This is a genomic window from Pseudomonas sp. Y24-6 (assembly GCF_020295325.1).
In the GTDB taxonomy this organism is placed as follows: Bacteria; Pseudomonadota; Gammaproteobacteria; order Pseudomonadales; family Pseudomonadaceae; genus Aquipseudomonas; species Aquipseudomonas gregormendelii.
Map to the genome: position 1 here is coordinate 1 of NZ_JACBXG010000001.1, position 16,029 is coordinate 16,029.

At 59.3% G+C, this 16,029-nt stretch carries 14 protein-coding genes; 8 read left to right on the plus strand and 6 right to left on the minus strand.

Annotation, left to right across the window (positions count from 1 at the left end; translation table 11 throughout):
- The first annotated feature begins 242 nt into the window (after positions 1-242).
- Both HYI44_RS00005 and HYI44_RS00010 read left to right on the plus strand, forming a co-directional pair.
- Positions 243-647 (plus strand): PaaI family thioesterase, encoded by a 405-nt coding sequence (locus HYI44_RS00005; protein ID WP_201148593.1) that lies wholly within the window; start codon positions 243-245, stop codon positions 645-647.
- A 46-nt stretch (positions 648-693) separates the two neighbouring features.
- Positions 694-1,182, plus strand: coding sequence for a GFA family protein (locus HYI44_RS00010; protein WP_225568425.1), 489 nt, complete (start codon positions 694-696; stop codon positions 1,180-1,182).
- Positions 1,183-1,304: 122 nt separating this feature from the next.
- Here the strand turns inward: HYI44_RS00010 and HYI44_RS00015 are convergent, their stop codons facing one another.
- Positions 1,305-1,913 carry a tRNA-(ms[2]io[6]A)-hydroxylase gene (locus HYI44_RS00015; protein ID WP_225568426.1) on the minus strand — a complete coding sequence of 203 codons (609 nt, stop codon included), beginning with the start codon at positions 1,911-1,913 and terminating at the stop codon, positions 1,305-1,307.
- Between the two features lie 162 nt (positions 1,914-2,075).
- Here HYI44_RS00015 and HYI44_RS00020 point away from each other — a divergent pair, with 162 nt between their 5' ends.
- On the plus strand, positions 2,076-2,939 hold the full coding sequence (locus HYI44_RS00020; RefSeq protein WP_201148592.1) for a universal stress protein: 864 nt from the start codon (positions 2,076-2,078) through the stop codon (positions 2,937-2,939).
- A gap of 78 nt (positions 2,940-3,017) precedes the next feature.
- Here HYI44_RS00020 and HYI44_RS00025 read toward each other — a convergent pair whose 3' ends face one another.
- Positions 3,018-3,488, minus strand: coding sequence for a DUF1289 domain-containing protein (locus HYI44_RS00025; RefSeq protein ID WP_010459705.1), 471 nt, complete (start codon positions 3,486-3,488; stop codon positions 3,018-3,020).
- A gap of 567 nt (positions 3,489-4,055) precedes the next feature.
- Here HYI44_RS00025 and acnB point away from each other — a divergent pair.
- On the plus strand, positions 4,056-6,665 hold the full coding sequence (gene acnB, locus HYI44_RS00030) for a bifunctional aconitate hydratase 2/2-methylisocitrate dehydratase (RefSeq protein WP_122839649.1): 2,610 nt from the start codon (positions 4,056-4,058) through the stop codon (positions 6,663-6,665).
- 175 nt (positions 6,666-6,840) lie between these two features.
- On the opposite strand, the gene HYI44_RS00035 is transcribed toward acnB, so the two are convergent.
- Both HYI44_RS00035 and HYI44_RS00040 read right to left on the minus strand, forming a co-directional pair.
- Positions 6,841-8,121, minus strand: coding sequence for a serine/threonine transporter (locus HYI44_RS00035; protein WP_122839648.1), 1,281 nt, complete (start codon positions 8,119-8,121; stop codon positions 6,841-6,843).
- 268 nt (positions 8,122-8,389) lie between these two features.
- On the minus strand, positions 8,390-9,595 hold the full coding sequence (locus HYI44_RS00040) for an MFS transporter (protein WP_225568427.1): 1,206 nt from the start codon (positions 9,593-9,595) through the stop codon (positions 8,390-8,392).
- Between the two features lie 105 nt (positions 9,596-9,700).
- Between HYI44_RS00040 and HYI44_RS00045 the strand changes: the two genes are divergently transcribed.
- The 4 genes from HYI44_RS00045 (at position 9,701) to HYI44_RS00060 (ending at position 13,507) form a co-directional block, all read left to right on the plus strand.
- Positions 9,701-10,342, plus strand: coding sequence for a TetR/AcrR family transcriptional regulator (locus HYI44_RS00045; protein WP_225568428.1), 642 nt, complete (start codon positions 9,701-9,703; stop codon positions 10,340-10,342).
- Between the two features lie 176 nt (positions 10,343-10,518).
- A complete protein-coding gene (locus HYI44_RS00050; RefSeq protein ID WP_122839645.1) occupies positions 10,519-11,484 on the plus strand; it encodes a 2-hydroxyacid dehydrogenase in 966 nt (321 codons plus the stop codon).
- A 143-nt stretch (positions 11,485-11,627) separates the two neighbouring features.
- Complete coding sequence (locus HYI44_RS00055) at positions 11,628-12,695, plus strand: phosphotransferase family protein (RefSeq protein ID WP_225568429.1); 1,068 nt, start codon at positions 11,628-11,630, stop codon at positions 12,693-12,695.
- Positions 12,696-12,739: 44 nt separating this feature from the next.
- Positions 12,740-13,507, plus strand: a complete 768-nt coding sequence (locus HYI44_RS00060; protein WP_045061630.1) for an SDR family oxidoreductase — start codon at positions 12,740-12,742, stop codon at positions 13,505-13,507.
- A 581-nt stretch (positions 13,508-14,088) separates the two neighbouring features.
- On the opposite strand, the gene HYI44_RS00065 is transcribed toward HYI44_RS00060, so the two are convergent.
- Entirely contained in the window at positions 14,089-14,337 is a 249-nt protein-coding gene (locus tag HYI44_RS00065; RefSeq protein ID WP_122839643.1) for a DUF1652 domain-containing protein, read from the minus strand.
- A 195-nt stretch (positions 14,338-14,532) separates the two neighbouring features.
- Entirely contained in the window at positions 14,533-16,029 is a 1,497-nt protein-coding gene (locus HYI44_RS00070; protein ID WP_122839642.1) for a helix-turn-helix transcriptional regulator, read from the minus strand.

Below are 16,029 nucleotides of genomic sequence, written 5' to 3' on the forward strand. Positions count from 1 at the left end.
AGGAGCTGCCGAAGGCTGCGATCTTTTGATCTTGATCTTAAGCCGCCGCGCCAAAAAAAGATCAAAAGATCGCAGCCTTCGGCAGCTCCTACAGGCGTTCTACACCTACACCACCTATATGCAGCAGTACCTTTGGCAGCAGTCCATTCACCGCAACTCCGCCCGCCCATCACCCTCCTTTATCCACCATGACTTCCCCCCAAACCCGGCGCATGTTGATCCCTCAACCGGAGGGATTCGCCATGCTCAACGCACTCAAACAGATCAACTCAACCTCAGCCTTCAACCGCTGGGCCGGCTTCGAAGTCACCTACGCCCAAAGCGGTGAAGCCGAACTTACCCTGGTTTTTCGCGAAACCGACATGGCGCAGTACGCCGGCTTCCTGCATGCCGGCCTGATCGCCGCGTTGCTCGACACCGCCTGCGGTTTTGCCGCCGGGACGGTCGCCGGCAACGTGCTGGCGTCGCATTTTTCAGTCAACTGCCTGGCACCCGCTGTCGGTGAAGTGTTCATCGCCAAGGGGCAGGTGGTGAAGGCCGGGAAGAAGCAGGTGTTCGCCCGCGCCGAGTTGTTCGCGCAAACCGGTGACGAGTTAAAACTGGTGGCGACCGGCGACGCGATTCTGGTGCCGGTCGACAGTCGCTAAGGGTCTAGGCTGTCTTGAATCGATTCGAGAACAGTCGGAGGTCCTCATGCAGCTCGAAGGTTCATGCCATTGCGGCGCGGTGTCGTTCAGCCTCACCAGCGCTCATCCCTACCCTTACCAGCGTTGCTACTGCTCGATCTGCCGCAAGACCCAGGGCGGCGGCGGTTATGCGATCAACCTCAGTGGCGACGCCCGCAGCCTGAAGGTGCGCGGGCGCAAGCACATCGCGATCTACCATGCGCGGCTCAAGGACGAGGGTGATAAACGCGCCCATAACAGCACCGCCGAGCGGCATTTCCGTTCTGTTTGCGGGACTGGGTTGTGGCTGTTCAGCCCGCAATGGCCGGAGTTGATTCATCCGTTTGCCTCGGCCATCGACACCGCGCTGCCGGTGCCACCGGAGCACACGCATTTGATGCTGGGTTCGAAAGCGTCGTGGGTGGAGGTTGAGGTGAAACCCAAGGACCAGCAGTTCGAGGTCTACCCCGAGGAGTCCATTGCCGATTGGCATATACGCCTCGGTCTGGAAAAGTAGTCACAGTCTCTGTGGTGAAGCGGTTCTACTGCCTTGCGGATGACGTTTTTTGCAGGAGCACGGCTTGCCCGCGATGGCGATTTAGCGGGCGTCATCAGGGGAAAGCCACGTTCATACGGGGGTTATGCGGCGGTTGGGATGCCGCTGTGGAAACGGAATTCCACGTCCGGTGATTCGATCAGCTCCTGCTCGGCCGCACGCACCCGCTCGATCACCTGGGCAACATCTTTCGCATCCCCATACTGGTAAGCCAGTTTCAAATAACCCTGGAAATGCCGGGCCTCGCTTTTGAGCAGGCCGAAATAGAACTTGCCCAATTCTTCGTCCAGATGTGGCACCAGGGCTTCAAAACGCTCACAACTGCGGGCTTCGATGAACGCGCCGACCACCAGGGTATCCACCAGTTTTACCGGCTCATGGCTACGCACCACCTTGCGCAGGCCCGAGGCGTAACGCCCGGCCGACAGTTGGCGCAGCTCGATCTTGCGCTTCTTCATCAAGCGCATGACCTGTTCATGGTGCACCAGCTCTTCCCGGGCCAGGCGCGACATGAGGTTGATCAGGTCGACGTGGGAGTGATACTTGGCGATCAGGCTCAACGCCGTGCTGGCCGCCTTGAATTCGCAGTTCTTGTGGTCGATCAGCAGGGTTTCCTGATCCGCCAGCGCGGCTTGAACCCAGCCGTCGGGTGTGCGGCAGCCGAGGAACTCGTGAATTTCGGGAAGGATCATGGGGCTCACGCAAAGAAAGGTACAAAACGAAGGGCGCCGATTATACCGGCCTGCCGCCAGACCACCAGTCGCTTACCGTTGATATGCATCAAGTCCCGGATGCGTGGCCAGCAACTATAGTTGTCCCACGCAGCATTTTTCCATCTCCCGGAGAACCCGATCATGCAAGCCATCCGCAGCATCCTGGTGGTCATCGAGCCCGAACACTCGGAAAGCCTCGCGCTCAAACGCGCAAAACTGATTGCCGGCGTGACCCAGGCGCATCTGCATCTGCTGGTATGCGACCGCAAGCACGACCATGGCGGCATGCTCGGCGTGCTCAAGGCGGCGCTGTTGGCGGATGGCTACAGCGTCACCACCGAGCAGGCGTGGAATGAAAGCCTGCATGAAACCATCATCGATGTGCAGCAGGCTGAAGGTTGCGGCCTGGTGATCAAGCAGCACTTCCCCGACAGCCCGCTGAAAAAAGCCCTGCTCACGCCGGCGGACTGGAAACTGTTGCGGCACTGCCCGTGCCCGGTGCTGCTGGTGAAAACTGCCCAACCGTGGAAGGACGGGGTGGTTCTGGCGGCCATCGATGTCGGCAATACCGACCTGGAGCACCGGCACCTGCACAACATCATCATCGATCATGGCTACGACATCGCCAGCCTGGCCAAGGCCCGCCTGCACGTGATCAGCGCCCATCCGTCGCCGATGCTGTCGTCGGCCGACCCCACCTTCCAACTCAGCGAAACCATAGAAGCGCGATATCGCGAACAATGCCGGGCGTTCCAGGCCGAGTTCGACATCGACGATCAGCACTTGCACATCGAGGAAGGGCCGGCTGACGTGCTGATTCCGTTCATGGCGCACAAGCTGCGTGCAGTGGTGACAGTGATTGGCACCGTGGCGCGGTCCGGGTTGTCGGGGGCGTTGATCGGCAATACCGCAGAGGTGGTGCTGGATGCGGTGGAGAGTGATGTGCTGGTGCTCAAGCCGCAGGAGATCGAGGATCATCTGGAAGAGGTGGTGGCGCGGCATTAAAGCAAAAGCAAGATCAAAAGATCGCAGCCTTCGGCAGCTCCTACGCGCCTGTGGGCGCTGCGATCTTTTGACTTTAAGTCAGCCGCCGAAGGCGTCTTTCAGAAAGCCAGGGGCGATATAGCGCTGGTAGTGCGCCTCCGACAGCAAAAAGAACTCCCGATCAATCGCATCGCGCAGCTCCGGCAGGTTCCAGTCGCGAAATTCCGGCATCAGCACCATGCCGTAGGCCTCGAGGTTGTTGATCACCCGCGCCCCCCGGGCAATCAGCTGATAGGCCCAGCAATATTCCGACTGATGCGGCACGAAGCGAATCTTGCGCTGTTCCAGCTGCAGCCGCAGGCGCTGGGGGTCGAAAATCTCCAGCTTGCTGGCCATGACCTGGGACAACAGCTGCTCCAGACGCAGCCACACCGCGCGCTTCTCCTCCTCGTTGTAACCATTCCAGTTGATCACTTCGTGATGGAAACGCTTGCAGCCACGGCACACCAGGTCACCGTAAACAGTGGAGCAGAGGCCGACGCAAGGGGTCTTGATGGTCTGATTGGGCATAGGTAAGGAGAACACGGGAGAGCAGGACAGGTCGGCATGTTAGCCCTTTGTCTAACATTGATCACCCCTCAATCTTGAGGGGCGGAGGGTCTATTGGACTTTGGCACCGGCCGCGTTGCGCGCCTACGTGTGCGAAGCTGCGTTGCGGGATTTGCCAAGGGAACAGTCATTAGCGGCATCCCGCGCCTTGCCTCGCACACGCAGGCGCACAACGCGACTCGCCACCAAAGTCCAATAGGCCCTCACTTACCTTTAATTTTTTTTTGCCGTAGAATCAGCCAGCCTTTTAAGGCGCCAATGTCCGTTAGAAGCTGTTTTCAAAGCGTCACGAGCACAGTCGTTCCTTCAGAGCGGTGTTGGCGAAGGGTTTTTCCAGCGGGGAAAAGCCCAACGCCAACCCTCATCAGCTCCCCGTTCTGCAGGCGTAAAACTTTGAAAGCAGCTTCTGTAAGGAATTGTCGGTAATTCTGGCTAAGCGGCCCACAACGCCGCGCAGCGCATGAGTACGGCAATTTCGGGATGAGCGTCCCGGACACCCATTTGGGACCACTGATGAGGGTAATAACTGTGCTTGAAGCCTACCGCAAACATATCGAAGAGCGTGCAGCACTGGGTATCGTTCCCCAGCCGCTCAACGCCGAACAAACTGCAGGCCTGGTCGAGCTGCTGAAGAATCCCCCGGCTGGCGAAGAAGCTTTCCTCGTTGACCTGATCACCAATCGCATTCCGCCAGGCGTGGACGAAGCAGCCTATGTAAAGGCCGGTTTCCTGTCTGCCCTCGCCAAAGGCGAAGCAACTTCCCCCCTGATCGACAAGAAGCGCGCTGTTGAACTGCTCGGCACCATGCAGGGCGGCTACAACATCGTGACCCTGGTTGACCTGCTCGACAGCGCCGAACTGGCCCCTGTTGCAGCCGCTCAGCTCAAGCACACCCTGCTGATGTTCGATGCGTTCCACGATGTCGCTGAAAAAGCCCGCAACGGTAACGAACACGCCAAAAGCGTGATCCAGTCCTGGGCTGACGGCGAGTGGTTCAGCAACCGTCCGACCCTGGCCGACAAGATCAGCCTGCGCGTGTTCAAGGTCACCGGCGAAACCAACACCGACGACCTGTCCCCTGCTCCAGACGCCTGGTCCCGCCCGGACATCCCGCTGCACGCCCTGGCCATGCTGAAAATGGCTCGCGAAGGCATCGTGCCGGACGAGCAAGGCAAGACCGGCCCGATGAAGCAGATCGAAGAAATGCGCGGTCAAGGCTTCCCTATCGCCTACGTCGGTGACGTGGTCGGTACCGGTTCGTCGCGTAAATCCGCCACCAACTCGGTGCTGTGGTTCTTCGGCGACGACGTGCCTTACGTCCCGAACAAACGTGCTGGCGGTTTCTGCTTCGGCAGCAAGATCGCTCCGATCTTCTACAACACCATGGAAGATGCCGGCGCCCTGCCGATCGAATTCGACGTCACCAACATGCACATGGGCGACGTGATCGACCTGTACCCGCATGCTGGCAAAGTCTGCAAACACGGCACTGACGAAGTCCTGACCACCTTCGAAATGAAGACTCCGGTACTGTTGGACGAAGTTCGCGCCGGCGGCCGTATCCCGCTGATCATCGGTCGCGGCCTGACCGACAAGGCCCGTGCCGAACTGGGCCTGGGTCCAACCGACCTGTTCAAGCTGCCAGAAGCCCCTGTCGATACCGGCAAAGGCTTCACCCTGGCACAGAAAATGGTCGGCAAGGCCTGCGGCCTGCCAGAAGGCAAAGGCGTTCGTCCTGGTACCTACTGCGAACCGAAGATGACCACCGTCGGTTCCCAGGACACCACCGGTCCAATGACCCGTGACGAACTCAAAGACCTGGCGTGCCTGGGCTTCTCGACCGATCTGGTGATGCAGTCCTTCTGCCACACCGCGGCCTATCCAAAGCCGATCGACGTGACCACCCACCACACCCTGCCAGACTTCATCATGACCCGCGGCGGCGTTTCCCTGCGTCCGGGCGACGGCATCATCCACAGCTGGCTGAACCGCATGCTGCTGCCGGACACCGTCGGTACCGGTGGTGACTCGCACACCCGTTTCCCAATGGGCATTTCGTTCCCGGCCGGTTCCGGCCTGGTAGCGTTCGCCGCAGCCACTGGCGTCATGCCACTGGACATGCCGGAATCGATCCTGGTGCGTTTCAAGGGCAAAATGCAACCGGGCGTCACCCTGCGTGACCTGGTTCACGCCATTCCTTACTTCGCGATCCAGGCTGGCCTGCTGACCGTTGAAAAGAAAGGCAAGAAGAACGCCTTCTCCGGCCGCATCCTGGAAATCGAAGGCCTGGACGACCTGAGCATCGAGCAGGCTTTCGAGCTGTCCGACGCCTCGGCCGAACGTTCGGCTGCCGGTTGCACCATCAAGCTGTCGAAAGAGTCGATCACCGAGTACCTGAACTCCAACATCACCCTGCTGCGCTGGATGATCGGCGAAGGCTACGGCGATGCGCGTACCCTGGAACGTCGTGCCCAAGCGATGGAAGCCTGGGTTGCCAACCCTGAGCTGATGGTTGCCGATGCGGACGCCGAATACGCTGAAATCATCGAAATCGACCTGGCCGACATCAAGGAGCCTGTGCTCTGCGCGCCGAACGATCCGGACGACGCCCGCCTGCTGTCCAGTGTTGCTGGTGAGAAGATCGACGAAGTGTTCATCGGTTCGTGCATGACCAACATTGGCCACTTCCGCGCTGCGGGCAAGTTGCTGGAGCAGGTCAAGGGTCAGCTGCCAACCCGTCTGTGGCTGTCGCCGCCGACCAAGATGGACGCTCACCAACTGACCGAGGAAGGCTACTACGGTATCTACGGCAAGGCTGGCGCACGCATGGAAATGCCGGGCTGCTCGCTGTGCATGGGTAACCAGGCACGTGTAGAGCCGAATTCGACCGTCGTGTCGACTTCGACCCGTAACTTCCCGAACCGTCTGGGTGACGGCGCGAACGTCTACCTGGCTTCGGCTGAACTGGCGTCGGTGGCTTCCATCCTGGGTCGCCTGCCGACCGTCGAGGAGTACATGGAATACGCTGGCAAGATCGACAGCATGGCGGCTGATGTCTACCGCTACCTGTCCTTCGACCAGATCGCCGAGTTCCGTGAAGCTGCAGCGAACGCCAACATCCCGGTCGTTCAAGCCTAAGGTTACAACGCAATAAAAAACGCCGCCCATCGTGAGATGAGCGGCGTTTTTTTATGCCTTCTGGCACACCGCGTTATCGTTCATCGCTGGCAAGCCAGTCTCCCACAGGATCTACGCTGAACCTGTGGGAGCCTGGCTTGCCAGCGATAGCGGACTCAACGCAACACAAAAACCATCAGGCAGAAAGCGAATAAATCAGCGCCGATATCGCCACCAGCCCCACCGCCGTCACGAACACGTTCGAAGCCTGCCCGCGATAACGCGCCATGGCCGGTACCTTGCGAATCGCGTACATCGGCATCAGGAACAGAATCGCCGCAATGATCGGTCCGCCCAGGGTTTCAATCATCCCCAGGATGCTCGGGTTCAATGTCGCCACAATCCAGCAGACCACCAGCATGAAGGCTGCCGTCATGCGGTCCAGGGTCTTGGCCGCCGGACGCTTGCCGCTCTTGACGATCAGCCCCTTGAGCCCTTCACTGGCGCCGATGTAGTGCCCCAGGAACGACTTGGAAATGGCCACGAAGGCAATCAGTGGCGCCGCAAAGGCAATGGTCGGGTTGCTGAAATGGTTGGCCAGGTACGACAGAATCGACAGGTTCTGCGCCTTGGCTTCCGCCAGTTGCGCCGGTGACAGTGTCAGCACGCAGCTGAACACGAAGAACAGCACCATCACCACCATCAAAGCGTGGGCGCGGGACAGGATCTGCGAGCTGCGCTCTTCGGCATGTTCACCGTAGCGACGCTTCTGATCCACCGCGAAGGCCGAGATGATCGGCGAGTGGTTGAATGAGAACACCATCACCGGAATCGCCAGCCACAGCGTATGCAGTAACGCCGAAGGCGCCGGCACTGTGGTGGCAGTAGCGAGGATGCCACCGTTCCAGTGGGGAATCAGGAACACCGCCAGGAACAGCAGCGCAACAATGAACGGATAGACCATCAGGCTCATGGCCTTGACGATCACCTGTTCGCCGCAACGCACCACCGCTAGCAGCCCCAGAATCAGCACCAGCGACAATACCGCGCGCGGTGGCGGCATGATGTGCAGTTGATGCTCAAGGAAACTGCCCACAGTGTTGGTCAGTGCCACGCTGTAGATCAGCAGGATCGGAAAGATCGCGAAGAAGTACAGCAAGGTGATCAGCGCGCCGGCCTTGATGCCGAAATGTTCTTCAACCACTTCGGTAATGTCGGCCCCTTCGCGCCCGGACAATACGAACCGGGTCAGGCCACGGTGCGCGTAGAAGGTCATGGGGAACGCCAACAGCGCCAGAATCAGCAGCGGCCAGAAACCGCCCAGCCCCGCGTTGATCGGCAGGAACAGCGTGCCGGCGCCGATGGCCGTGCCAAACAGCCCCAACATCCAGGTGGTGTCATGGCGATTCCAGCCTTCGAGGCTGGTGGGTTTCGTCGCTACATAGCGTTCGTCGACGCTATTGGCCTGATCATTCATCCGGTCGGATCTCCGCATTCCGGTCACTTGCCACTCGGTCAGGACGCGTCGGAAAAAACCGACAGACATGCTCCGGCCGAAACAGGGGCGCGATTCTCCGCGATAACTGAGCAGAAGCAAAGACTTAGCTGAGGAATGGTTGTGCCTGGCAGATCGTCGACTTGTCGTTATCAGCACAAAAACTGTCGTTATCAGCTGAATGATCTGTCGCTTTCAGGTATGCCGCCCGATGAAAATTACGACCGTTCGAAGGCGTGCTATCCTCCGGTCAATGACCGTGGACCGCCTGGGTGTTTTGCCGTTGACCTTGGGGAAAACCATGCACCCGTGCCCGAAATGCAATGGCCAGGCTGATCAATAGCAGTGCCAGCAACACGCCGGGAAATGCACGGGTTCCCCATTGGCCGAGTAACACACCACCCAGCAGTCCACCGCCGGCAATAGCGCTGTTCCAGACCACTACGTTCATGGAGAGCGCAACGTCAGAGCCCTTGCCTGCGGCGTCGGCAAGTGCCGTTTGCAGCAAGGTGGCCGCGCCTCCAAAGGTCAGCCCCCAAATGAAGACTCCCACGTAAATGGCCGCGGCGGAGCTTGAGAACACGCCGAGGAAAATCGACACCGCTGCGAATGCTGCAAGGCTGGCCAGCACGGTTGTTCGCAGGTGCCGGTCAACCAGTCGACCCGTGAGCCAGATGCTGGCCAGCGCAGCGACACCAAATGTGAGCAGGACCAAATCGACGTTGCTGTTCAGCCCAGCCTTGGAAACGAAGGGTGCGACATAGGTGTAAAGAATGTTGTGGGCCAGCATCCAGGTGAAGACAACCGCCAATACCGAGCGCACGCCTGGGGTGAAAAACACCTGCCGTAAGGGCATGCGCTGTGAGGAAGATTGACCTGGGTAATCCGGCACTTTGATCAGCACCCAAACGATCAATATCAGGGTCATGCCGGACATCAATCCAAAGGCCAGGCGCCAGCCCATGAATCCACCCAACCAGGTTCCCATCGGTACACCCAGCGACAACGCGATGGGCGTACCCACCATCGCCACCGCCAATGCGCGCCCCTGCAAATGAGGAGCGACCATGCGCCGTGCATAGCCCGCGATGAGGCTCCAGGCCAGCCCGGCTGAAACCCCGGCGAAAAACCGTGCAATCAGCGTCAACCAGTAATCGGAAGACAGCGCCGTGAGGGAGTTGAATACCAGGAAGCCGACAATGGTCACCAACAGTACCGTTCTGCGGCGCCAGCTTTGCGTGGCGATGGTCAGCGGGATCGCCGCCAGCAACGACCCCAATGCATAGACAGTCACCATCTGTCCGGCCAGAGACGCAGAGACACCCAGGCCACTGCCAATTTCGGGCAGCAAGCCCGCTGGCAAGGTCTCGGTGACAATGCAAATGAAACCCGTCATGGCCAGTGCAAGTAATGCCCCAAGCGGAAGCTTTTCGCTGTGTCGCTCATTTATAGTCATTTGCCACCTCACATATATACCGATCGGTACACTATGGAGGTGGCCCGCCACCTAGTCAACGACTTATATATCGATTAGTATTTAAGTCATCGAGAGGAGGTTCACATGGCACAGATGGGACGTCCGCGCACCTTTGACCGTGGCGTGGCGATTACTCAGGCGCTGCATTTGTTCTGGGAGCACGGCTATGACGCAACGTCACTCAGCCTGCTCAAGGCCAATATCGGCGGCGGCATCACCGCACCCAGCTTCTACGCTGCATTCGGCTCAAAGCAGGCGCTGTTCAATGAAGTGATGGAACATTATCTGAACACCCACGGCCGGGTGACCGATAGCCTGTTCGATACCACGCTCCCCCCGAGGGAGTCGATCGAACTCACGCTGCGGCGCTCAGCGAAAATGCAGTGTGAACCCGACCACCCCAAAGGGTGCCTGGTGGCGCTGGGCCTTTTGAGTGCCTGCACGGATGAGAGCAAAATCATATCTCAACCACTCGCGCAGGCACGTGCCACCAACCGGGCCGGCATCGTGGCTTGTATCGAACGAGCTGTTGCGGCCGGGGAGCTGGCGGCGACTGTGGCGCCCGATGCATTGGCCACCGTGTTCGACAGCTTTCTGTTGGGAATTTCGGTACTTGCCCGGGACGGTGTCCCCCTCGAACAGATAGATCGTGCGGTGACGCAAATCATGACGTTGTGGGATGCGTCGGGTATCGGTCGTCCGGTCATGGGTTCAGGCCATCCGTAAACAGGGAGAGGTCGCACGGTAGATAGCCGGTGTGCCGCCGACCTTGCTTCTTGCGTGAACCCGTCCAGAATCAAAGCACTACTGCGTAAATGACAACGATTGCCAAACTGTCAGGGAATCAGCATTTTTGACCCATTTGCGCTGTCCACCTAGTCGCCGATCACAGGAGTCGCGCAATGCCCGCAACCGTTCTGGTACTGGTCGAAACCATCAATGACTACCTGCCGATTCTTGAACACCAGGGCTTTCACCTGATTCTGGCACCGACGCCCAACGAACGGGCCGCCGCCATCAGCCGTCATGGTGACCGGATCGACGCAGTGCTGACCCGCGGGCCGCTTGGCTTGTACGCCGAAGAGATCAGCGCCCTGCCCGCCCTCAAGATCATCTGCGTGATCGGCGCCGGTTACGAACACGTCGACCTGCATGCCGCCGCCGACCGGGGCATCACTGTCACCAACGGTGCCGGGGTGAATGCGTCCTCGGTGGCCGACCATGCCATGGCAATGCTGCTGTCGCTGGTGCGCGACATTCCCCGCTGCGACGCCGCCGTGCGCCGGGGCGAGTGGCCGAAAATCATGCGCCCGTCGCTGGCGGGCAAACGCCTGGGTATCCTCGGCCTTGGTGCAGTCGGCATGGCCATCGCCAAGCGCGCGTCCAATGGCTTCGACATGACGATCTGCTACCACAACCGGCAGAACCGCAAGGATGTACCCTACGATTTTTGCTCCACTCCCACCGAGCTGGCCCGGGCCTCGGACTTTCTGATCGTCGCAACGCCCGGTGGGGTGGGTACCCGGCACCTGATCAACCGCCAAGTGCTCGATGCCCTGGGGCCCAGCGGTTTTATCGTCAACATCGCCAGGGCCAGCGTGGTCGTGACTGCCGACCTCATCAGCGCGCTTGAGCAACGCAGGATCGCTGGCGCGGCGCTGGACGTATTCGACGCCGAGCCCCGGGTCCCCGATGCACTCAAGTCCCTGGCCAACGTGATCCTCACCCCGCACGTCGCCGGACTGTCTCCCGAAGCGACCCAGGGAACCGTGGAGATGGTCGGGCGCAACCTGGTGGCATTCTTTTCCGGAGAACCGGTACTGACACCCGTCAACCTGCCCAGCGATCTGAGCAGTGCGGTGCTCTGAGATAATTCAAACAGGTGTATCAAAAACAATGATTGGCCGGCAACACGCTCACCTATAAGGGATGTTCGTGGTTGTGGGTGCCAGGAGTGCGCATTAGATTAGCCAATAGTTTCAGGCCTCCAGAATAAGCAGAAGGGATAAGCATGGCGCTTACTGACCAATCCACACCTATCCGCAGCGGCGAAGAACTCGATGCCAGCCTGATCGATCCTTACCTCAAGGCCCATATTCCCGGATTGACTGGCCTGCCCACCATCAGCCAGTTCCCCGGGGGCGCCTCCAACCTCACTTACCTGCTGGAATACCCCGGGCAGGAGTTCGTCCTGCGCCGCCCCCCGTTCGGTCACAAGGCCAAGTCTGCCCACGACATGGGGCGCGAGTTTCGCATCCTCAATCAACTGCGCGACGGTTTTCCCTATTGCCCCAAGGCTTACGTGCACTGCACTGACGAATCGGTGATAGGCGCCGAGTTCTATGTGATGGAGCGGGTCAAAGGCATTATCCTGCGCTCCGAGCTGCCTGCGGAGCTGGGACTGGATTCAGCCAGGACCGAATCCCTGTGCAAGAGCTTCATCGACAAGTTGGTCGAGCTGCACAGGGTCGACTACCAGGCCTGTGGCCTGGGCGACCTGGGCAAACCCGAAGGCTATGTGGCGCGGCAGATTCGCGGCTGGAGCGATCGTTATGAGAAGGCCCTGACCCCGGATGCACCCAAGTGGGAAGCGGTGAAGGCCTGGCTCAATGACAAGATGCCCGCCGATCACCCTACCTCAAGCATCGTGCACAACGACTACCGCTTCGACAATGTGATTCTCGACCCCGGCAATCCGATGCAGATCATCGGCGTGCTCGATTGGGAGCTCACCACCCTCGGCGACCCACTGATGGACCTGGGCAACACCCTGGCCTACTGGATAGAAGCCAACGACCCGCCGCCGGTACAACTGATGCGCCGCCAGCCGAGCCATGCTCCCGGCATGCTCACTCGCCGTGAATTCGTCGACTACTATGCCGAACGTGCCGGCCTGCAGATCGACAACTTCGATTTCTACTACACCTACGGCCTGTTTCGCCTGGCCGGCATCGTGCAGCAGATCTACTACCGCTTCTTCCATGGCCAGACCCAGGACAAACGCTTCGCGCAGTTCATTCACATGAACAAACTGCTGGAGCAGATGAGCCTGCAGGTCATTGCCAAATCCAGCCTCTGAATCCGCCCTGGCCCAATAACAAGACTCTTCATTAAGGGAATTCCATGTCCAAGACTCAGTTGTTCGACCTCGATGGCAAAATCGCCTTCGTTTCCGGCGCCAGCCGCGGCATTGGTGAAGCCATTGCCAAACTCCTGGCCCAGCAAGGCGCCCATGTGATTGTTTCGAGCCGCAAACTCGAAGGCTGCCAGCACGTTGCCGACGCCATCATCGCTGCAGGTGGCAAAGCCACGGCGATCGCCTGTCATATTGGCGAAATGGAACAGATCAGCCAGGTCTTCGCCGGCATCAAGGAACAGTTCGGCCGTCTCGATATCCTGGTCAACAACGCCGCGACCAACCCGCAGTTCTGCAACGTGCTGGACACCGACCTCGGGGCGTTCCAGAAAACCGTGGACGTGAACATCCGCGGCTACTTCTTCATGTCCGTGGAAGCCGGCAAGCTGATGCGCGAGAACGGCGGTGGCAGCATCATCAACGTGGCATCGATCAACGGTATTTCCCCGGGTGTGTTCCAGGGCATCTACTCGGTGACCAAAGCTGCCGTGATCAACATGACCAAGGTATTTGCCAAGGAATGCGCGCAGTTCGGCATCCGTTGCAACGCCCTGCTGCCAGGGCTGACGGACACCAAGTTTGCTTCGGCACTGGTGAAAAACGATGCGATCCTCAAGACCGCACTGCAGCAGATCCCGCTCAAGCGCGTAGCAGACCCCAGTGAAATGGCCGGGGCGGTGCTTTATCTGGCGAGCGACGCGTCCAGCTACACCACGGGTGTGTCGCTGAATGTGGATGGCGGGTTCCTCTCCTGAGTAGACTTGACTTGACGCACACCCGGGCGTGATCTGACTTGACGCACACCTGGTCCTGAACTGACTTGACGCACACCCCGTAGGAGCTGCCGAAGGCTGCGATTTTTTGATCTTGATTTTGATTTGGATTAAAAAACCAACACCAAGATCAAAAGATCGCAGCCTGCGGCAGCTCCTACAGGGGGTATGCATTAAACCAATATCGATGGCAAAACCTATTGGGTGACGCACCGGGTCAGCTCGGTCACTCGCGTAACCTGCCCGTTCTCCCCACGTACGTCGCCCTGGACATCAGTGCTTTCGATCATTTCGCACGTACGTTCCAGAGGTGGTGGTGCCGGTGGGGGTGGCGGCGGAGGCGGACTGGCGCAGCCGCCAAGGATCACTGCACAAAGGGCAAGCGACAGCGGCGAAAAAACGCGTTTCCCAAGACTTTTCATAGGCTGACCTGCGGTAAGTTATCGACACTTTCGGCAACCTGACGACAACATCGCGAAGCCGCGCGCTGGTTACAGAAAATAATACCTTCGCATTTCTTATAGCCTAGCCTGCCGCCAACGCCAGTAAATGGCCGCTTTGGACTATAAAGGGCCCAATTGGCGCAAGTTGTTACTCTCGAGTTCATAACGCAACTCTTCGACCAGCGCGGCGACCGCATCAGGTGTTCGCAGATTGACGACACTCAACCCGCTCACCACCAGGTCGACCTGACCTGAAGTCGGGTGATAGAGCTTCACCGTGAGCGAATTGTCGCCGGTCAGGCTGCAGTCACAGGCCAGCGGAGGGAAGCTCTGCTCCAACTGCGTACGCAATTGCACGAGAGAAATCATAGGGATTCACCTTGGCACTGGCGCAAAATGGATCGATATGTCGATGTTTTCGCTATCAATGTTGCTGTTCCTTGAGATGTACCGTTGGGGCACCACAGGTTTTTCCAGCACCTGTGTCGCACCCTCCCAGACTACGAACAGGACGAGTCGCCAGACACATCCATTTGCACCCCATCACCTAGTGCATTTGCACCCCTAGCGCTGCCCCTTGGTGCGCCATTCACCCGAGAACAATCCCCGCTCCCGTGCCCAGACGATGGCCTCGCTGCGGCTGTGGACATTAAGCTTGGAATAGATGGTCGACACATGGTTACGCACCGTGTTGGGTGCCAGCTTCAATCGCGCCGCAATCTCCTTGTCGGCCAGGCCCTCACAGATCAACCCCAGCACATCGCGTTCGCGCGCCGTCAGCTCGGCTAATGACACGCTGGGCAGTTTCGGTGAATTGACGCTCTTCACGTTGGCGAGCTTTTCAATGAGCGTCCGGCTGAACCAGGATGCGTCCTTCATCACTTCCTCGATCGCCGCCACCAGTTCCAGCTCGGTGCGCTTGCGCTCGGTGATGTCCATCATCACCAGCAGGTAAGACGGATGGTCCTGGATATTCACCGTGTCGGCCGAGATGGCGCAGTCGAGCAGTTCAGCCGTTTTCTTGCGCATGCCGACGTCGATGCGGTCCAGCCTTGCGGTTTTTTCCAGGGCGGCGAACAGACGGGTCTGGGCCCCCTTGTCATGAATGAAACCAATGTCGGCAACCGTTTTGCCCAGCACTTCTTCACTCGGATAGGCAAAGGTGTCGAGGAACGCTTCGTTGACATCCATCACCACCTGATCGGCAGCCCCGCACACCAGGATCGGCACCGGCGACAGGCGAAACGCCTTGGCAAATCGCTCCTCGCTCTGGCGCAACGCAACTTCGGCCTTGTGCCGGGGCTCGATGTCGACAAAGGAAAACAGCATGCAGTCTTCCTCGTTGAACGCCAGCGGCTGACCAGCCACTATCACCTGCTTGCTGCCGCCCTCGGGCAATGACAGCTCGGCCTGCATTTGCGGAATGGTGGCGTGCTCGCGCAGGCGCTCGATGGCCAGTTCCCGGCGCTCGGCCCCTTCGAGAATGTCCAGCTCGTAGGTCGACGCACCGATCACCTGATCCCGGGTATAACCGGTCATTTCCAGGAAACCGGCATTGACCTTGATATAGCGCAGATCGCTCAGGCGACAGATCACCGCCGGCGCGGGGTTGGCGTTGAAGGTCCGTTCGAAGCGCTGTTCGGCGCTGGCCCATTCGGTGACATCGTCCATGATCAGCACCAGCGACTCGGGATCGCCGCGACTGTTGGTCAGGACCCGGCTGCGCACGTTGTGCACCCAGGTGCGCTCCTCATCATCGGTGGGGGTCACCTCCACCAACACGTCACTGAAGGTCTCGCCACGGCCCACGCGGCTGATCGGATAATTGTCGAACACTACCGGATGGTTGTTGCGATAACGCAGGGCGAAGCGCTTGGCGTATTCCTGGGCATTGGCACCCAGGTCACCCAGTTGCTCGACGCCATGCATGGACAGTGCAGCTTCGTTCGCCCAGATGATGGTCTGGTCTAGCTCCAGCAAAATAACCCCGTCGGACAGGCCAGCGATGATCTGCTGGAGATGGCGGCGATTGGTTTCGGTGGTCAGGACGTCCTGGCTCAT